Origin of the sequence: Burkholderia sp. MSh2 (assembly GCF_000731655.1) — a bacterium.
In the GTDB taxonomy this organism is placed as follows: Bacteria; Pseudomonadota; Gammaproteobacteria; order Burkholderiales; family Burkholderiaceae; genus Burkholderia; species Burkholderia paludis.
On the sequence record NZ_JPGM01000001.1, the window covers coordinates 39,014 to 58,188 of the forward strand.

The 19,175-nt window shown below is 68.1% G+C and carries 18 protein-coding genes; 11 read left to right on the forward strand and 7 right to left on the reverse strand.

Annotation, left to right across the window (positions count from 1 at the left end):
• Positions 1-624 precede the first annotated feature (624 nt).
• The 3 genes from GQ57_RS00170 (at position 625) to GQ57_RS00180 (ending at position 3,056) form a co-directional block, all read left to right on the forward strand.
• Entirely contained in the window at positions 625-1,179 is a 555-nt protein-coding gene (locus GQ57_RS00170; protein ID WP_034196717.1) for an AidA/PixA family protein, read from the forward strand.
• A gap of 122 nt (positions 1,180-1,301) precedes the next feature.
• On the forward strand, positions 1,302-1,856 hold the full coding sequence (locus tag GQ57_RS00175; protein ID WP_031402129.1) for an inclusion body family protein: 555 nt from the start codon (positions 1,302-1,304) through the stop codon (positions 1,854-1,856).
• 405 nt (positions 1,857-2,261) lie between these two features.
• Positions 2,262-3,056, forward strand: a complete 795-nt coding sequence (locus GQ57_RS00180; RefSeq protein ID WP_031402130.1) for an SDR family NAD(P)-dependent oxidoreductase — start codon at positions 2,262-2,264, stop codon at positions 3,054-3,056.
• Positions 3,057-3,080: 24 nt separating this feature from the next.
• Here GQ57_RS00180 and GQ57_RS00185 read toward each other — a convergent pair whose 3' ends face one another.
• The 6 genes from GQ57_RS00185 to GQ57_RS00210 form a co-directional block, all read right to left on the reverse strand.
• A complete protein-coding gene (locus tag GQ57_RS00185; protein WP_052000982.1) occupies positions 3,081-3,455 on the reverse strand; it encodes a hypothetical protein in 375 nt (124 codons plus the stop codon).
• Positions 3,456-3,719: 264 nt separating this feature from the next.
• Complete coding sequence (locus GQ57_RS00190; protein WP_031402132.1) at positions 3,720-4,790, reverse strand: AI-2E family transporter; 1,071 nt, start codon at positions 4,788-4,790, stop codon at positions 3,720-3,722.
• A 129-nt stretch (positions 4,791-4,919) separates the two neighbouring features.
• Positions 4,920-6,029, reverse strand: coding sequence for an NADH:flavin oxidoreductase/NADH oxidase (locus GQ57_RS00195; protein ID WP_031396693.1), 1,110 nt, complete (start codon positions 6,027-6,029; stop codon positions 4,920-4,922).
• Positions 6,030-6,183: 154 nt separating this feature from the next.
• A complete protein-coding gene (locus GQ57_RS00200) occupies positions 6,184-6,870 on the reverse strand; it encodes a type 1 glutamine amidotransferase domain-containing protein (RefSeq protein WP_031396694.1) in 687 nt (228 codons plus the stop codon).
• A gap of 453 nt (positions 6,871-7,323) precedes the next feature.
• The gene (locus GQ57_RS00205) at positions 7,324-8,073 is read right to left on the reverse strand and encodes an SDR family oxidoreductase (protein WP_031396695.1); all 750 of its coding nucleotides are present in this window, start codon (positions 8,071-8,073) and stop codon (positions 7,324-7,326) included.
• A gap of 147 nt (positions 8,074-8,220) precedes the next feature.
• Positions 8,221-9,138, reverse strand: coding sequence for a LysR family transcriptional regulator (locus GQ57_RS00210; protein ID WP_034196718.1), 918 nt, complete (start codon positions 9,136-9,138; stop codon positions 8,221-8,223).
• A 318-nt stretch (positions 9,139-9,456) separates the two neighbouring features.
• On the opposite strand from GQ57_RS00210, the gene pdxR reads away from it, so the two are divergent.
• The 8 genes from pdxR (at position 9,457) to GQ57_RS00250 (ending at position 17,425) form a co-directional block, all read left to right on the forward strand.
• Complete coding sequence (gene pdxR / locus GQ57_RS00215) at positions 9,457-10,941, forward strand: MocR-like pyridoxine biosynthesis transcription factor PdxR (protein WP_034196719.1); 1,485 nt, start codon at positions 9,457-9,459, stop codon at positions 10,939-10,941.
• 94 nt (positions 10,942-11,035) lie between these two features.
• The gene (locus tag GQ57_RS00220; RefSeq protein ID WP_034196720.1) at positions 11,036-11,473 is read left to right on the forward strand and encodes a carboxymuconolactone decarboxylase family protein; all 438 of its coding nucleotides are present in this window, start codon (positions 11,036-11,038) and stop codon (positions 11,471-11,473) included.
• A gap of 10 nt (positions 11,474-11,483) precedes the next feature.
• Positions 11,484-11,906, forward strand: a complete 423-nt coding sequence (locus GQ57_RS00225; RefSeq protein ID WP_034196721.1) for a cupin domain-containing protein — start codon at positions 11,484-11,486, stop codon at positions 11,904-11,906.
• 251 nt (positions 11,907-12,157) lie between these two features.
• Complete coding sequence (locus GQ57_RS00230; protein ID WP_034196722.1) at positions 12,158-12,856, forward strand: TetR/AcrR family transcriptional regulator; 699 nt, start codon at positions 12,158-12,160, stop codon at positions 12,854-12,856.
• Positions 12,853-13,818 (forward strand): HlyD family secretion protein, encoded by a 966-nt coding sequence (locus GQ57_RS00235; protein ID WP_034196723.1) that lies wholly within the window; start codon positions 12,853-12,855, stop codon positions 13,816-13,818. Before GQ57_RS00230 ends, GQ57_RS00235 begins: the two co-directional genes overlap by 4 nt.
• Complete coding sequence (locus GQ57_RS00240) at positions 13,815-14,774, forward strand: ABC transporter ATP-binding protein (protein WP_034196724.1); 960 nt, start codon at positions 13,815-13,817, stop codon at positions 14,772-14,774. Before GQ57_RS00235 ends, GQ57_RS00240 begins: the two co-directional genes overlap by 4 nt.
• Entirely contained in the window at positions 14,771-15,925 is a 1,155-nt protein-coding gene (locus tag GQ57_RS00245) for an ABC transporter permease (protein WP_031396703.1), read from the forward strand. The genes GQ57_RS00240 and GQ57_RS00245 overlap by 4 nt, the downstream gene beginning before the upstream one ends.
• A gap of 9 nt (positions 15,926-15,934) precedes the next feature.
• The gene (locus GQ57_RS00250; RefSeq protein ID WP_034196725.1) at positions 15,935-17,425 is read left to right on the forward strand and encodes an efflux transporter outer membrane subunit; all 1,491 of its coding nucleotides are present in this window, start codon (positions 15,935-15,937) and stop codon (positions 17,423-17,425) included.
• Positions 17,426-17,645: 220 nt separating this feature from the next.
• Here the strand turns inward: GQ57_RS00250 and GQ57_RS00255 are convergent, their stop codons facing one another.
• Positions 17,646-18,866 carry a porin gene (locus GQ57_RS00255; RefSeq protein ID WP_034196726.1) on the reverse strand — a complete coding sequence of 407 codons (1,221 nt, stop codon included), beginning with the start codon at positions 18,864-18,866 and terminating at the stop codon, positions 17,646-17,648.
• Positions 18,867-19,175: the final 309 nt, after the last annotated feature.

The window sequence follows — 19,175 nt, forward strand, 5'->3', positions numbered from 1 at the left end:
ATACACGTTATGAATTTAAATCCTGAGACGCATCACTCCTGCGTCACGATCAATATCCTCCATTTTCAAATCAAACACACCTGTCGAAGTAAACAGGTTTTATAAAACCAAAAACAAATTAATTCGGACCACAAAAAACCTAAAACATCAATTACAGTCGATTACGCCTCGGTCGTCGGACCATGCGCAATAACCGGACAGATCTTTCGGCTGTCGACTGGACGATCGTACGAAAAGCACAAAGTCCGTCTTGAACCGTCATGCACCATGCCCCTTTGACGGTCGAATCGAATGCGGCCAATGCGCTCCAGGCTGTTGCGGCGAGAAGAACCCCGATCGCAACGCGGTCAATTGCTTGCGCACGCGAATTCAACTCACCCGCGCCAAATTCATAATCAGACCGCAGTGCTTGTTGCCCTTATTTTCCATTGAATCGAAAATCAGCGGATATTTCCCGCCAGATCAGCATCGCCTCCGACCCCAAAATTAAAAAATGCATTTTTCAAATTCCCCATCAAACCTGACAGGTACAAACAGGAGTGCAAAAGGATAATACTGGGAAAGCGCATCGCCGATGCGCCATTCGTACCGAACGGGAAACCATCCCACCACGGAGGAATTCAAATGGAAGTCGATCCGAACAACATCAACATTGAAAAAGTCGCTCAATCCATTCACATCCTTGCGATTATCGACACCAATTATGTAAAGAAGTTTTATCCGAACCCGAGCAAGAGCGCGAGCCACCCGACGGGCATCTCCAGCAATGCCGTGTTCATGGTCAACAGCCAACTGACCGGCGTGAGCAGTGCGGAAGGGTCGGGCAAACTGAACCTGAGGTTGCAGGTTGGCGACAAGGTATCCCTGATGGGGACGTCGCTGTCCGACAATTCGGAAGACTCCGCGTTGATCTACAACGTCCAGCACTTCTCGGGCGACCAGGTCTTCAACAAGTTTGCCACGCACACCATCGAACAGACCGGTGCATCGAGTGCCGACGAGACGCCCGACATCATCGCGAGCGCGGCGCAATCCCGAGTCTTCCAAAGCTTCAACTCCATCGCAAAATCGTCCGGATCCGAGAGCCTGGCAACGGTTTTCGCGCTTTATACGCGGGAACCCAACAGCAAAAAGCTGTTCGGCTACTTCTACTGGACGTGGCAAGCCTACGCTGCCTGAGGCAAGCGTCCCGACCACGCGCTCCGACGCCATACGGCAGCGGTTCGAGCCGACAGAGCCTGCGCGACGCCTCACGGGGCGTCGCCCCTTTCCCGCCATGAAGCCCACATGGAGCACCACGTATGACAGCCGATCCCGGAAGCATCAATCTCAACGCGTCCGCGCAGCAGATCGACATCCTGGCCGTAATCGACACGGAATACATCAAGCGGCGGTACCCGAATCCGAGCAAGCATCCCGAGTCGCCGATCGCCGTCGATCATCGCGCCGTGCGCCTGCTCTACACCGGGGCGCGAGGCGGACCGATCGGGAATGACCCGGCCAAACCGCCTCTGACGCTGCACCCGGGCGATACCGTGTCGCTCAGGGCGGTATCCATCTATGAGAACTCGAACGACGCCGTGCTCGTTTATCAGGTTGCCCACCTGTTCGGCCAGCAAGTTTTCAATCAGTTTTCGCCGGAATTCCTCGAAGTACACGCCGTACAACTGAACCCGGAAACTGCCGACGGTCTGCCGCCGCTGACGAAATCGCAGACGTTCTCCAGCGTCACCGCCAGGGCGAGAACGAGCGGGATAGAAACGCTTGGCGCCTGCTTCGGGCTCTACACGCTGGAAAGAAGTACCCAGGAGCTGTTTGGATACTATTGGTGGGACTGGTTCGCCATGTGCCCCTGATAGTCGCCTTCCATTGCGGATGGCTCGCGAATTCCGCGGACAAGGGGCGCGAGACAGGCTGGCGGCATGCACGAAATCCGCCGGCATCGGCCATGGCGCCGGTCCTTTCGGGCCGGATGCCGGCACGCAGCCGCCGCGGACGGAGGACGCGTCACCGGTTAGAGCTACCGCCGGCGAAACGCGCGCGATCCGGGCCTCGCGCTCGATCGCCCCGAACCGGCAGGAATCTCGCGCAGTCGAGGCACACGAACCGGCCGCGCGTCACTTCAGCATCCGGAACGTTTGCGTCGACGCCGCGCGATCGCGCTGGCGGGATGGCCTGCGGGCCGGAAATTTCCTAAGCTTTGAGTTCCGTCCGCCGCGGCACCCGCGGCGGTTTCCGTTCCCTCCTCTCCCGTCACGCTCATGCAGATCGATCTGAATGGCAAGACCGCGGTAGTCACCGCCTCCACCGCCGGCATCGGGCTCGCGATCGCCGAAGGGCTCGCGCGCGCCGGCGCGCGCGTCGTCGTCAACGGCCGCAGCGACGCATCGGTGCAGTCCGCGCTCGCGCACCTGCGCGCCGCCGTCCCCGGCGCAGGCTTCGACGGCGTCGCCGCCGACCTGTCCGATGCGGCCGGCGTCGCACGCATCACGCAGCACACGCCCGCCGCCGACATCCTCGTCAACAACGCGGGCATCTACGGCCTGAAGGCGTTCTTCGACATCGACGACGCCGAATGGGAGCATTACTTCCAGACCAACGTGATGTCGGGCGTCCGCCTCGCGCGGCACTACCTGAAGGGAATGATCGAACGCAATGCCGGGCGCATCGTGTTCATTTCGTCGGAATCCGGCCTGAACATCCCGGTCGACATGATTCACTACGGGTTCACGAAGACCGCGCAGCTGTCGATCGCGCGCGGCCTCGCGAAGCTCGCGGCCGGCACCCGCGTGACCGTCAATTCGGTGCTGCCGGGGCCGACGATGTCGGACGGCGTGCGGGCGCTGCTGAAGGAAACGGCCGACGAAACGGGGCGCAGCGTCGAGGACGTGGCCGTTGATTTCGTGCGCAACCATCGCGCCAGCTCGATCATCCAGCGGCCGGCAACCCCCGAGGAAGTCGCGAACCTGGTGGTCTACGTGTGCTCGCCGCTCGCTTCGGCGACGACGGGCGCCGCGCTGCGGGTGGACGGCGGCGTGGTCGACACGATCGCGTGACGCCGGGCCGGCAAGGCCGTCGCGCTAGCGTGCAGCGGCCTTGCCCGGCTGGAGCATGCCCTTGCGGTCGGCGTCCATGCAGCTGTCGAAGCCGCGCTGCGTGACGACGCCGGCCTTGTCGAACACGACGAAGTACGCACGGTGATCGTTGCCGTGCTCGATAAAGTAGTTGTAGCAGACGCCGCTGCCGTTGCGGACCATCCAGACGCTGCGCGGGTTGCCGCCGGCGCGGACGACATCGGCGCGCGTCGCGCCATGCCGGGACGCAGCCCGCGCGAGCGGCGTGCGCGAATACGAAAACGGCAGCCACGAGTCGAACCACGTGCAGCCATGCAGCATCAGGCAGCTGGCAGCCAGGGACAACGTCGCTGCAGGGCGGGACATCGAAATCAATCGCATGCTTGGAAAAATCTGCTGCGCCATGCCGGCGTGTTCGAAAGCCTCATGCTACTCGACCTTTGGGCCAGGATCGAAAAGAAATGTAGAGATCTTTTTCCGGATCGCCGCAATGCATGCCCGCCTCACGGCCCGGACCACCGCAGGTCGTTGAGGCCCGATGCCGCTGCAATGGCGACACGATGGCGACCGCCTGGCGGCGGCCCCGCGTCCTCCTGAGCCTGCCTGCCGCACCGGCGCTGCAGGCCGCCGCCACGGCAGGCATCGTCACGCGATCCATTCGGCCCACAGCATCGTCAGCACCGTCATCAGCGCGGGGCCGACGAACAGCCCGATCAGGCCGAACGTCTCGGCGCCGCCGAGGATGCCGAACAGCACGAGCAGGAACGGCAGCCGGGCCGAGCTGCCGATCAGCACCGGCCGCACGAAATGCTCGGCGACGAACACGACGACGAAACCGAGTACCGCGACGACCACGGCCCATGCGGTCGCGCCGTGCACGAACAGCCAGAGCGCCGCGCCGCAGAACACGATCGGCGCGCAGAACGGCAGCATCGCCGCGATCGCCGTGACGAGGCCGAGCAGCGCCGCGTGCGGGACGCCCGCCAGCGCATACGCGATGCCGAGCAGCGCGCCCTCGCCGAGCCCGACGACGACCAGCCCCGTCACCGTGCCGAACACGGCCGCGACCATCCGCTCGATCAGTTCGGCGCCGTTGGCCCCGAATGCGCGCCGCGCTCCCTGCAGCAGCGCGCCCGACAGCTTGTGGCCCGCACGCAGGATCACGAACAGCGTGACGAGCATGAAGCCGAATTCGAGCAGGCCATGCGCGAGCTTCGTGCCGAATTGCCGGCCGAACGCGAGGAATTTCTCGCTGTTGACGCCGTGCATCGCGCTGGCCGCATGCAGCGGATGGCCCAGGTTGGCCTGCCACCACTCGGTGACCTGCGCCGCGCCGTAAGGCAGCCGGCCGACCACGTCCGGCACCGGAATGCCATTGTCCTGGACGGTGCGCAGCCACTCGCGCAGGTCATGCGCCTGCCCGATGGCCTGGGTCGCCGCGACGGCCACCGGCAGCACGACCAGCAGCGAGATCGCCGCGGTAATGACGAGCGCGATCAGCGTCGGCCGGTCGCGGAACAGCCGGTGCGATTCGAAGCGTTTCAGCAGCGGCCACATCGCGATGGCGATCACGCAGGCCCAGGCGATGGCGGGAATGAAATCGCGGATGACCCACAGCGCGAGCACCAGCAGCACCGTATACAGCCCGACCCGGGCAACGTGCTGCGCGCGCGGCCGCGCGGCGGAATCTTGAGACGACGAGACATGCGTGCCCATGGCACCTCGGCAGAAATGAAAAAAATGGCGGTTCGCACCGGCCCCCGGCCGGGGCGAACCGCCATTCTATCCATCGGCGCCGGATCGGCGTCGCACGCGATGCGCGAGCCGCCCGGCGCCGCGCCCCGCTCAGGCCACCTTGTCGGCGGTCCGGTAGCGCTCGAGCCAGTGCGCGTAAGGCGCGGGCAGCGTCCACGACGGACGCTCGACGCCGAGCTGCTTGGCCGCGTAATACGGCCAGTGCGGATCGGCGAGATGCGCGCGGCCGACCATCACGAGATCGAGTTGCTCTTCCGCGACCACCCGGTTCGCCAGTTGCGGCGTATCGATCCCCCACGCGGACGACACCGGCAGCCCGGCCTCGCGGCGCACGCGCCCGGCGATCGGCGCGAGAAACGCCGGACCCCACGGAATCTGCGCATCGGGCGTCGAGAAGCCGACCGACACGCTCAACATGTCGAGCCCTTCCTGCTTCATCCGCTGCGTGAGCGCGATCGATTCGGCGAGCGTCTCTTCATCGCGGCCGTCGTATTCGATCACGCCGAACCGTGCGGTGAGCGGCAGATGCTCGGGCCACACCTTGCGTACGGCCGCGAGCGTCTCGACGAGGAAACGGCCGCGGTTTTCCGCCGAACCGCCGTATTCGTCGTCTCGCCGGTTCGCTTGCACCGAGAAGAAGCTCTGGGCCAGGTAGCCGTGCGCGAAGTGCAGCTCAAGCCATTCGAAGCCCAGGTCGCGCGCGCGCTTCGCCGCCGCGACGAAATCGGCCTGCACGCGCGCGATGTCGTCGCGCGTCATTGCACGCGGCGTCTTCGGCAGGTGCGCACCGAACGGCACGGCGGACGGCGCGATGGTCTGCCAGCCGCGCGGATCGCCGTCGGCGATGTGATCGTCGCCTTCCCACGGACGGTTCGCGCTCGCCTTGCGGCCCGCGTGCGCGATCTGGATGCCCGGCACCGCGCCGGCCGCCTTGATCGCCGCGACCGACGGCGCGAATGCTTCGGCCTGCGCATCGTTCCACAACCCGGCGCAGCCCGGCGTGATGCGCCCTTCGGGCGACACGGCCGTCGCCTCGGCGATCACGAGGCCCGCACCGCCGCGCGCGATGCCGGCCAGATGCACGTGATGCCAGTCGTTGACGACGCCGTCCTCGGCGACGTACTGGCACATCGGCGGCACCGCGATGCGGTTGCGCAGCGTGACATCCTTGAGTTTGAACGGTTCGAACAGGGCAGACATCCACGACTCCTTTGTTTGGTTCTACAAAACGACAGGAAACGCGCCGTGCGACATGCACGGCGGAACGATTCGGGCCGTCGGCGGGCAGGCTGCCCGCGGCGGCAAAAACGGAACGGCGTCGGGCCGGCCGGCGCCGTGGCGTGCTTGAACTTGCTTACAGGTGGCCGAGCTTCGCGAGCAGCGCCTCGGCCGCGGGCTCGGACGACGCGGGGTTCTGCCCGGTGATCAGCAGCCCATCGGTGACGACGTGCGGCGCCCAGTCGGCGCTGCGCTCGAATGCCGCGCCGTTGGTCTTCAGCATGTCCTCGACGAGGAACGGCACGACTTCCGTCAGTTCGACGGCCGCTTCCTCGCTGTTGGTGAAGCCCGTCGCGCGCTTGCCACGCACGACCGATTCGCCGGTCTGCGGGTTCTTCACGTGCCGCAGCACGCCCGGTGCATGGCACACGGCCCCGACGGGCTTGCCGGCGGCCAGCGCGCGCTCGATCAGGCCGATCGAATGCAGATCCTCGGAGAGATCCCACAGCGGGCCATGGCCGCCCGGGTAAAACACGGCGTCGTAGTCGTCCACCGACACCTCGGCCAGCTTGTGCGTCGAGGCGAGCGCGGCTTTCGCCGCCGGATCGGCCTCGAAGCGGCGCGTCGCGTCGGTCTGCGCGGCCGGATCGCTGCTTTTCGGGTCGAGCGGCGGCTGGCCGCCCTTCGGCGACGCGAGCGTCAGCTCGACGCCCGCATCCTTGAACGTGTAGTACGGCGCGGCCAGTTCCTCGAGCCAGAAGCCGGTCTTCTTGCCGGTATCGCCGAGCGTGTCGTGCGAGGTCAGGACAACCAGAATCTTCATGATCGGACACTCCTTCGAAAATGGATGGGGGGAACGGGGCCGCACGACCGGCCAACCCGGCCGGCGCGGCACGCCTGTCGGTTAGTCCGCGACGGCGCGCCATCGTGCGATTCGCGTATCCAGATGCGCCCCATTTCTATTAGACCAGTCGTCTAGAGAAATGGAAAATAAAACGACGGCATCCCGCTGCACGGACAGCATCGCAGCGTGAAGTGGCATTTTTGCGTCTTTGCAGCACGCGCCACGGACGTCGTCGCATTCACAAGGTCGGATGATATCCCCGGATTAGACCGGTCGTCTAGTAAATGACCATTCGGCCCTGCCATCGTCATGGCCTTTCGACGATACGCCGGCCCGCCGATGCCGGCCATCGTTCGAAGCCCGCGGCGCGGCGGCCGGTTCGCGGGAATCGCCTGCCCCGCGCGGCGGCGGCCCTCCGCCGGGGCGGACGGATCAGAGCAGCCCCATCCCGCCCGACGCGACGATCTCCGCGCCGACGATGAACGCGGATTCCGGCGCGCTCAGGTGCAGCACCGTCGACGCGATTTCGTCCGGCGTGCCGAACCGGCCGACCGGCACGAGCCCCCTGATCTTCCCGGCCGTCTCGTCGAGCGTCGCCGCGTCGAGCCCGAGCTTGCCGTACAGCGGCGTCTGCACGGGCCCCGGGCTCACGACGTTCACGCGCACGCCGTGCGGCAGCAGTTCCGTCGACAGCGTCTTCGCGAACGAATTGACGGCCGCCTTGCTCGCCGCGTAGATCGACGAGCCGGGCATCCCGATATGGGCATTGATCGAACCGTTGATCACGATCGACGCACCGCGATTCAGCAGCGGCACCAGCGACTGGATCTGGAAATACGCGCCCTTCACGTTGGTGTCGAACACGAGATCCCACATGGCCTCGTCGCTGTCGGCGAACGGCGCGAGTTTCGCGACGCCCGCGTTGACGAACACGGCGTCGAGCCGCGCCCCCGCCGACGCGATCGCATCGGCCAGCGCCCGAGCCGACGCGACGCTGCCGGCCTCGTTGCGAATCGCGAGCGCCCGTTCGCCGAGCGCCTGCCGGGCGGTTTCGAGCGTCTGCGCGTCGCGCCCCGTGATGATGACTCGTGCGCCTTCGGCGGCGAATGCGCGGGCGGCCGCCAGGCCGATGCCGCTGTTGCCGCCCGTGACCAGAACCGTTTTTCCTTCGAAGCGTTGCATGATGTTCTCCTGTGAACCGGTGAATTGACCGTGAACACAGGTTGCGCGCGGCGCCCCGCCCTGCCGTACGACGTGCGCGGCGAACATGTTCGAAATCGTCGAACGTGTTCTCGGGGGCACGCCGCCGGAGCGCCGGTGCCGCGCACGTCAGCCGGCCACCTCGATGCCGTCGAGCAGGCGCTGCGCGAGCCTCGGTTCGCGCAGTTGCTCCAGCCACCATTGCAGCGCGCGGCCGTCGCGGTCGCCGTGCCAGGCAACGTACAGCAGGTTCGGCTCGCGCGGATCGGCCGTCCGCTTCTCGACCAGCTCGCCGCGCGCGAGCAGCGCCGCCGCGCGGCGGCGCGGCACCCAGCCGACGCCGAGCCCGTCGCGCTGCGCGAGGATCTTCGCGCGCATCGACGGCACCGCGAGCACCGGCTGACCGCCGAGCAGGCCATATGCGCGGCTGGTCGCGCGCCGCGACGAATCGGCGACGACGACCGCGCGATGCGCGCCGATCGCCTCCCGCGTCAGCTCGCCGCTCGCGGCTGCCAGCGGATGGCGCGGCGCCACCGCGAACACCCATTCCATCGTGCCCAGTTCGAACCACTTGAAGCCGGGCATCGCCGGCGGCGCGTTGGTCGCGCCGACGACCAGGTCCGCGCGGCCGTCGCGCAGCGCCTCCCAGGTGCCGCCGAGCACCTCGTGCGTGAAACGCAGCGACACGCCCGAATCGAGCGCATCGAACGCGCGGACGACCGGCAGCAGCGTATCGAATTCGAGCACCTCGTCGCTGACGATCCATAGCCGATCCTCCCAGCCGCTCGCGACCTGCCGCACGCGCTGCGTCAGCCGCGCGACGTCCAGCGCCAGCCGGGCCGCCTCGTCGGTCAGCAACTGCCCGGCCGGCGTCAGCCGCAGCCGGTAGCCGCGCCGGTCGAACAGCAGCGCGTCGAACCGCGTTTCGAGCTGGCGCGCCGCATGCGACACCGTCGACGGCGCCTTGCCGAGCCGCGCCGCCGCGCGCGACAGGCTGCCGGTGGCACGGATCGCATCGAGCAACGCCAGTTCGTCTTCGGACAGCATGAAATCCTCCGGGGTGGGGTTGTCGTGGATCGTAAGACAGCGGCGGGCCGAGGTCCAATCGCGCAACCAGGGCGGCGGCGGGCGATGTCTGTCATCGGGGGGCACGGTCGGTGTCTCTCGTTGTGCGGAGGCCACGCGCCTGCGCCTTCGCCTTCGCCTTCGCCTTCGCCCACGCCGCCGGCATCCGCGCCCCGCCGGTCTGCCGGTCTGCCGGTCTGTCGAGCCGTCGGACTATCAGGCCCCACGCCACCGCTCGCCGCCGCGACTTCCGGTATGCTGATTCACACAGAATCCCCCTTGATCGAGGTAACCACCGCGATGGACATCGCCATCCGCATCGAAGGCCGTCACGACCTGACGGGGCAGATCTTCCGGCAACTGCGCACCGCGATCGTCGACGGGCGTCTTGAGGGCGGCGCGCGGCTGCCGTCGACCCGCGACCTGGCGAAACAGCTCGGCGTCTCGCGCAAGACGACGCTCGACGCATTCGAGCGCCTCGTCGCCGAGGGCTACCTGAATACGCGCGCCGGCGACGGCACCTTCGTCGCCAACGGCCTCGCGCGCGTGCCGCACGCGGCGGCGATGTCCACGCCGTCGATCGTCGAGGACACGCCGCGCATCGACGCGGTCGATGCGCGCGCGCTGTGGCGCGACCTGCCCGACACGCTCTCGATGCCCGCGCCGCAGGACACACCCGGCTCCGACTTTCGCGGCGGCGTGACCGACAAGGCGCTGTTCCCGTTCGACGCGTGGCGGCGCTGCCTGCATCACGCGCTGCGCCAGCAGGCGCGCGGCCCCGGCCAGTACCACGACCCGGCCGGCGATCCGCAGTTGCGCGGCGCGATCGCGCGCTACGTCGCGTTCAGCCGCGCGGTGGCGTGCACCTGGAACGACGTGCTCGTCACGCAGGGCGCCCAGCAGGCGCTCGACCTGATCGCCCGCGTCGTCGTGCGGCCCGGCGACGTCGTCGCGGTCGAGGATCCCGGCTATCCGCCCGCCCGCGCCGCGTTCGCGTCGCTCGGCGCGACGGTGATCGGCGTGCCGGTCGATGCGCACGGGCTCGTCACGGAACGGCTGCCCGACGACGCGCGCCTCGTCTACGTGACGCCGTCGCACCAGTTCCCGCTCGGGATGCCGATGACGCTCGACCGGCGCGTCGCGCTGCTCGAGTGGGCGCAGCGCCGCCGCGCGGTCATCATCGAGGACGACTACGACGGCGAATTCCGCTTCGAAGGCCGGCCGGTGGAGTCGCTGAAAAGCCTGGACCGCACCGGCCTCGTCGCCTACGTCGGCACGTTCTCGAAAACGATCTTTCCGGAGCTGCGGATCGGCTACGCGATTCCGCCGCACGCGCTGCGCGGCGCGCTGGCCAAGGCGAAGCAGATCGTCGACTGGCACACATGCACGCTCACGCAGGCGGCGCTCGCGCGCTTCATGCTCGAAGGCGATTTCGCGCGGCACCTGAAGCGCATGCAGAAGCACTACGACGCGCGCCGCAAGATGCTGATCGCGCATCTGCGCGGCGAACTCGCGCCGTGGTTCGACGCGATCGTGCCGACTGCCGGCATCCACCTCGCCGCCCATCTGAAGCCGGGGCTCGACGAAGCGGCGGTGGTGCGCGCGGCCCGCGCGCAGGATATCGGCCTGTACGGCATCTCGGCGTTCCATGTCGGCGTGCCGGTGCGGCCGGGGCTGCTGTTCGGCTATGGCGGCATCGACGCGCTGCGCATCGACGCGGCGCTCGCGACGCTGGCCGGGCTGCTGGGTGCGAACGGCTTCGATGGCCGGATACTGGTTACCTGAATTTTCATGAAATTGGTCATTCAAGCAGGCCAGTGCGCGTCTTAAAGTAGGTCCTGTCGCGCCACCGTGCGCACCAACCGAAAAAGGACCCGCCATGCAACCGCGCCTGAACTTCTATGCCGCCAGCCCGAATGCGATCAAGGTGATGCGCAACGCCGAGGAATTCCTCGCCAAGTGCTCGATCGAGAAGCCGCTCGCCGAACTCGTCCGCCTGCGCGCGTCGCAGATCAACGGCTGCGCGTTCTGCGTCGACATGCACACGTCCGACGCGCGCAAGGGCGGCGAAACCGACCGCCGTCTCGCCACCGTCGTCACGTGGCGCGAAACGCCGTTCTTCACCGAGCGCGAACGCGCCGCGCTGGAATGGACCGAGGCGCTGACGCTGGTCGCCGGCAACCACGTCCCCGACGCCGTCTGGGAAGCCGTGAAGCCGCATTTCAGCGACGAGGAGCTGTTCGACCTGTCGATGCTGATCGCCACCATCAACTCGTGGAACCGCCTGGCGATCGCGTTCCGCAAGATGCCCGAGTAAGGAGACGACGATGACCCGCTCCACGCTCACGCGCGCCGCCCTGTGCGCCTGGTTCGCGGCCGGCGCCGCGCTGCTGCCGGCCGCCGCCCGGGCGCACGACGCCGGCGACAACGTGCACACGATCATGCAGCAGGCCGTGCCCGAAGCGCCCGGCAAGCTCGCGGTCGTCGCGACCGTCGACTATGCGCCCGGCCAGGCCTCCGAAGCGCACCGGCACCTCGGCTCGGTGTTCGCGGTCGTGTCGAAGGGCGAAGTGCTGTCGCAGGTGAACGGCGGCCCGCTGCACCGCTACCGCGCCGGCGAAGGCTGGTACGAAGCGCCGGGCTCGCGCCACCAGGTGTCCCGCAACGCGAGCGCGACCGAGCCCGCGCAGCTCGTCGTATTCGGCCTGACCGGCGAACATGCGCCACTGACGTCGCCGATCGATCAATGACCGCATGACGGGGGGCGCGCCATCGGCTCAGCCCCCGGCTTCGCAACCGGCTGCCCAGCCGGTTCACCATCGCCTCTCCGCCACCTCTCCGCCGGTTTTCGTTAGCCACTCCCTACACGCACGCCACGCCGCCCCGCCCGCCGCCGCGCCCCCTCTCTCCCGCGTCCCTGTTCGACGCCCGCCTGATCTCGATCAACAACGGCGACGGTTCTTCCTTGAAATTAACTAACCCGTCAATTAGCTTCGACTGCATGAACGCGAAATCCATCGCCGCCAGGCCGCGCGGGCGCCGCCCGTCGGTCGACGACTTCGACCTGCGCAACCACATGCTGGACGTGGCGACGCAACTGTTCGCCGAGCGCGGCATCGCCGCGACGACGGTCGCGCAGATCGCCGCCGCCGCCGGCGTCACGTCGGCGATGGTCCACTACTACTTCACGAATCGCGAGCAACTGCTCGACGCGATCGTCGAGGAGCGGCTCGCGCAGGCCATCGCGTTCGTGTGGCGGCCGACCGAGCCGCAGATCGAAAACGATCCGTTCGCGCTCGTCTCCGAGCTCGTCGACCGCTTCTTCGACGTCACGCGCCGCATGCCGTGGCTGCCGTCGATCTGGCTGCGCGAGATCGTCCATGAAGGCGGGCTGCTGCGCGAGCGGATGGTCCGGCGCATTCCGCTCGACCATGTCGGGCGCTTCGCCGAGCGCATCCGCGGCGCCCAGCAGGCCGGCACGCTGAACCCCGCGCTCGAGCCCGCGTTCCTGTTCCATTCGATCCTCGCGCTCGTGATGCTGCCGCTCGCGACCGCGAAACTGTGGCAAAGCGTACGCGGCCTGCCGCCGATCGACCGCGACGTGCTGCACCGCCACGTCCGCGCGCTGCTCGGGTCCGGCATGCAGCCGCCGGCCGCCGCGCGTCACACGCGGGCGCGCCCGCCGCGGAGCGCGTCGTGAACGCCGTCCGCGCATGGCCGCTCGCGCTGGCCGCGGCCGTTGCGCTGCTCGCCGGCTGCGGACGGTCGACGGACGACGGCGCGACCTACCAGGGCTATGTCGAGGGCGAATTCGTGTACCTGTCGTCGTCGCAGTCGGGCACGCTGACGCAGTTGGCGGTCGAACGCGGCCAGGCCGTCGCCGCGGGCACGCCCGCGTTCTCGCTCGAAGCCGTCAGCGAAGCGGCCTTGCTGCGGCAGGCGCAACACCAGCTCGCCGCCGCCCGCGCGCAACTTGCCGACCTGCAGACCGGCAAGCGCCCGCCGGAAGTCGCGGTCACGCAGGCGCAACTCGCCCAGGCCGCCGCGCAGGCCGCGCGCGCCGCCGCGCAACTCGCGCGCGACGAACGCCAGTACGCGGCCGGCGGCCTGTCGCAACAGCAGCTCGACGATTCGCGCACGTCCGCGCGGACCACCGCCGCGCAGGAGCGCGAACTGCGTCACCAGGTCGACGTCGCGCACCTGCCGGGCCGCGCGCAGCAGGTCGCCGCGCAGGCCGCACAGGTCGAAGCCGCGCAGGCGGCGGTCGCCGATGCGCAATGGAAGCTCGACCAGAAGCGCGTCGCCGCGCCGGCCGCCGGGCGCGTGTACGACACGCTGTACCGCGTCGGCGAATGGGTCCCGGCCGGCAATCCGGTAGTACAGATGCTGCCGCCGCAAAACCTGAAGGTGCGCTTCTTCGTGCCGGAAGCCGCGATCGCATCGCTCGCGCCCGGCCGGACGGTCGCGATTCACTGCGACGGCTGCGCCGCCGACGTGCCCGCGCGCATCACGTACGTGTCGAGCGAGGCCGAATACACGCCGCCCGTGATCTACAGCAACGAGAGCCGCACCAAGCTCGTGTTCATGATCGAGGCGCGCCCCGCCATGGCCGACGCGCCGAAGCTGCACCCCGGCCAGCCCGTCGCCGTGAGGGTGCGATGAACGCGCCGGGCGCGCCGTACGCGATCGACGTCGATCGCCTGAACAAGCGCTTCGGCGACAAGCACGTCGTCAAGGACGTGTCGCTGCGCGTCGCGCGCGGCGAGATCTTCGGCTTTCTCGGGCCGAACGGCAGCGGCAAGACCACCTCGATCCGGATGATGTGCGGCCTGCTCACGCCCGACTCGGGCAGCGGCACCTGCCTCGGCTACGACATCGTGCGCGACAGCGCGCAGATCAAGCGGCGCGTCGGCTACATGACGCAGCGCTTCTCGTACTGGGAAGACCTGTCGATCCGCGAGAACCTGGACTTCGTCGCCCGCGTGTACGGCATGCCCGACCGCAAGGCGGCCGTCGCGCGCGCCCTCGACGGGCTCGGCCTCGCAAGCCGCGCGGACCAGCTCACGAGCGCGCTGTCGGGCGGCTGGAAGCAGCGTCTCGCGCTGGCCGCGTGCATGCTGCACGAACCGGAGCTGCTGCTGCTCGACGAGCCGACCGCGGGCGTCGACCCGGCCGCGCGCCGCGACTTCTGGGAAGAACTGCACCGGCTCGCCGCGCAGGGCATTTCGGTGCTCGTCAGCACGCACTACATGGATGAAGCCGAGCGCTGCCACAAGCTCGCGTACATCGCGTACGGCGAGCTGCTGGCGCAAGGCACCGCCGCTGAGATCGTCGCGTCGCAGGGGCTCGCGACCCGCGCGATCACCGGCGCGCGCCTGGCCGAACTGTCCGCGCGGCTGCGCACGATGCCGGGCGTCGACCAGACGGTCGTGTTCGGCTCGGCGCTGCACGTGAGCGGCCGCGATCGCGTGCGCCTCGACGCGACGCTCGCGCAGGTCGCCGCGCACGCGGACGGCGCTGCGGCGCTGCAGGTCGCGCCGATCGACACCGGGCTCGAGGACGTCTTCATCTACATGATGGGGCACGCGTCCCGGCCGCCCGACGGAGCATCGTCATGAACGCGTGGGTACGCCTGCGCGAATCGTTCTCGGTCGCGCGCTGGTGGAGCATCGTGCTGAAGGAATTCCTGCAGCTGCGCCGCGACCGCGTGACGTTCGCGATGATCGTCGGCGTGCCGATCATCCAGCTCGCGCTGTTCGGCTTCGCGATCAACACCGATCCGAAGCACCTGCCGACCGCGGTGATCGTCGCCGACGCGAGCCCGTTCGCGCGCAGCTTCGTCGCCGCGATGCGCAATTCCGCGTACTTCGACCTCGTCGCGACGCTGCCCGACGAGGCGGCCGGCCGGCGCGCGCTCGCACGCGGCGAAGTGCTGTTCGTGCTGAGCGTTCCGGCCGATTTCTCGCGCCGGCTGCTGCGCGGCGAGCGCCCGTCGCTGCTCGTCGAGGCGGACGCGACCGATCCCGTCGCGACCGCGTCGGCGATCGGCGCGCTGACGGGCCTCGTGCAGCCCGTCGCGGACAAGGACCTGACGGGCCCGCTCGCGCACCTGAACGGCCGCCCGGCCGCGTTCGACGTGGTGCTGCACCGGCTGTACAACCCCGAGGGCATCACGCAATACAACGTCGTACCGGGCCTGATGGGCGTGATCCTGACGATGACGATGGTGATGATGACGGGCCTCGCGATCACGCGCGAACGCGAGCGCGGCACGATGGAGAACCTGCTCGCGACGCCCGTGCGGCCGCTCGAGGTGATGACGGGCAAGATCATCCCGTACGTGCTGATCGGGCTGATCCAGGTGTCGATCATTCTGGCGGCCGCCCGCTTCGTGTTCGAGGTGCCGTTCGTCGGCGGCGTGTTCGCGATCTACCTGTCCGCGCTGCTGTTCATCGCCGCGAACCTGACGGTCGGCATCACGCTGTCGTCGCTCGCGCAGAACCAGTTGCAGGCGATGCAGCTCGCGGTGTTCTACTTCCTGCCGAACATCCTGCTGTCGGGCTTCATGTTCCCGTTCGCCGGGATGCCGAAGTGGGCGCAGTTCATCGGCAACCTGCTGCCGCTCACCTACTTCAACCGGCTCGTGCGCGGCATCCTGCTGAAAGGCAACGGCTGGACCGACCTGTGGCCGTCGGTGTGGCCCGTCGCGCTGTTCACCGTCGTCGTGATGGGTGTCGCGCTGCGCTTTTACCGGCGCACGCTCGACTAGGACCCGACGATGAAACCGGCCTCGCATCGCACCGCTTTCGCCGCCCGCCGCTGCACGCTGGCCGCCGTCGCGCTGCTCGTCGCCGGCTGCGCGGTCGGGCCGGATTTCCGCCAGCCGGATGCGCCGGCCACGCCGCACTACACGCACGACGCGATGCCGGCGACGACGGCCGCCGCCGGCGGGCCGGCCGGCGACGCGCAAACCTTCGCGTCCGCCGCGCACACGCCACGGCGCTGGTGGACGCAGTTCGGCTCCGACGCGCTCAACCGGCTCGTCGACACCGCCTGGCAAGACAGCCCGACGCTCGCCGAAGCCCGCGCGCGGCTCGACGAAGCGCGGCAGAACCATGCGGCCGAGGCCGGTGCGACGATGCTGCCGAGTGTCGACGCGAACCTGTCCGCCACGCGCGAGAAGGTCGATACGACCGCGTTCGGCTTGCCGGCCAACGTGCCGAACCCGGGGCCGTTCACGCTGTACGACGCATCGGTGAGCGTGTCGTACGTGCTCGACGTATTCGGCGGCAACCGGCGCGCGCTCGAAGCGCTGCGCGCGCAGGTCGACTACCAGGCGTACACGCTCGACGCCGCGCGCCTGACGCTCGCGGGCAACGTCGTCGCCACCGCGATCCTGCGCGCGTCGCTGGCGCGGCAGGTCGCGCTCACGCGGCAGCTCGTCGACGCGCAGGCGCGACAGTTGCGCATCGTCGACGCGCGCTTCGCGGCGGGCGGCGTGTCGCGGGCCGACGTGCACGGGCAACGCGTGCTGCTCGCGCAAACGCAGGCGTCGCTGCCGCCGCTCGCGGCGCGCCTCGCGCAGGCCGGCCACCGGCTCGCGATCCTGCTCGGCACGCCGCCGTCCGACGCGGCGCTGCCCGACCTCCCGCTCGATGCGCTCGCGTTGCCGCGTACGTTGCCCGTCGCGCTGCCGTCGACGCTCGCGCGCGAACGGCCCGACATCCGCGCGGCCGAAGCCGTGCTGCACCAGGCGAGCGCAAACGTCGGCGTGGCCACCGCGAACCTGTATCCGCGTTTTTCGATTTCCGCGGGGATCGGCTCGGAGCGCACGCGCATCGCGGATATCGTGAGCGGGCTCAACGTGTGGAACGTCGGGCTCGGCCTGACGCAGCCGCTCTTTCACGGCGGCGAACTGCACGCGAAGAAGCGTGCGGCCGAGGCCGCGTACGACGCCGCGTTCGCGAGCTATCGCGAAACCGTGCTGGAAGCGCTGCAGCAGGTGGCCGACGCGCTGCGCGCGGTCGAACACGACGCGGCCGCGTTGCAGGCGCGAGACACGGCCGCACGGGAAGCGACGGCAAGCAACGCCATCGCGGCCGATCGTTACGCGGCGGGCGGGATCAGTACGTTCGACCTGCTCGACGCACAGCGGCAGGCGTTGCAGGCCGCGCTCGACCGTACGCGGGCGCAAGCCGACCGGCTGACGGATACGGCGGCGTTGTTTCAGGCACTGGCGGGGAGCTGGACGGAAGACGCGGCGCAGTGATCGCGCCGGACGGCGCTGAAACGGGCAGGATGCCGACGAGCTATGCGCAACCGTGCGTCAGACCCGGCTTTCATCGCCGACCGCTTCCGTTCGACGGCGGCCGGTCACGCAATCCCGCATGCACACATGCACGCAAACCAGCGCACCCAATAAAAAAACCGGCCCGAAGGCCGGTTTTTCATACCGCCTGCCGCAAGCGGCGCTCGCGCGCCGCGCGACATCAGAAGCGGTGGATCAGACCGACGCCGAGGCCGATCTGGTTCTGCTTCGAACCTGCGCCCACGCCGTCGCCGATCGACGTCGTAGCGGCGATGATGCCGCCCGTCGGGGTCAGCGTGTTGCCGCTTGCGTGCTGGTAAGCCTCAACTGCGTACAGGCCCGTGCGCTTCGACAGGCTGTAGTACTGCGACACCGTGACCTGGTGGTACTTGGCCGAGCTGGTGATGCCGTTCGACTGCGTTGCCGCCGTGTACGAGTAGCCTGCCGCGAAGTCCCACTGAGCCGATGCCTTCCAGTGCAGCACGGCGCCTGCCGTGTTGAAGATCGCCGTGTTCTTGAAGCCCGACAGCGTGCCCGGGATGTACTGCACGTTCGAGAACGACGCCGAAATGTCCCACGACGGCGTGAACTGGTAGCCAGCCGTGACCGCCACGCGCTGTTGCGACTGCGCGTACTGGTAGCCGTTGTTGATCGACGACACCGCCGGCTCGACGCCGTTGGTACCTGCCGCGTTCAGGCCGTTCTGCGTGGTCGAGTTCGCGCCCCATGCGCCGCCGCCGAGCGACGCGTTGTTGACCTTCTGATAGCCGACCGCGATGCCTGCCGGGCCGTTCAGGTACTGGACCGCCGCGCTCCACGTCGAGCCGCGGTTCGTCGCGCCCGCGACGCCGCCGAACGAGTACGAACCGCCGACCGTGAAGCCGTAGAACTTCGGCGACATGTACACGAGCGAGTTGTTCGCGCGGTAGCTGGTATCCAGCGAGTCGATATCGCCCGGGTGCGCGCCGTAGTAGCCCGTCAGCCAGGTCGTCGGGCTGTACGGCGACAGCAGCGTGTAGTACGCCGTGTACTGACGGCCGGCCGTCAGCGTACCGTACGTGGCGTTGGTCATACCGACCCATGCCTGACGCGTGAAGATGCCGTTGGTCCACTGCGACGAGCCGTTAGCCGTGTTGACGCCCGCTTCCAACTGGAAAATCGCCTTCGTGCCGCCGCCGAGATCTTCGCTGCCCTTCAGGCCGAAGCGGCTGCCTGCCCACACGCCGGTGGACATCTGCACCTTCGAGTGACCACCCGTGGTCGCGCCGGTCGCCGACGAGTTGTTCTGGTAGGCGATACCGTTATCGACGATACCGTACAGGGTTACGCTGCTCTGGGCGTGGGCGGCGGTAGCGGCTGCAAGGCCAGCTGCCGTCATGGCGACAGCGACGCGCTTTTTCATTGATTCTCCGTCCTCAAAGAATGATTTCTTTTGTGGTGTGGTTTTGTGACTGACACATGTGCGAGTACATGCCGACGCGATTCTGACGGATTACCAATTGTTTCCCAACCTGTGCAGTCGGTCATCGTATGATCGACGCAACGCGCGGGTTCACCAAACGGTTACGTAACACCTTGAAACGCTTGACTGGCGGGCCTTTCCGGCATTTCCCGGTGAAAACCCTAGCTTTACATTTTTACGGGTGCAACGCGCTCCGTCGGATGTCGTCAGATGCCTTCGGCGAAATATCTTCTTACAAAAACGTGATCG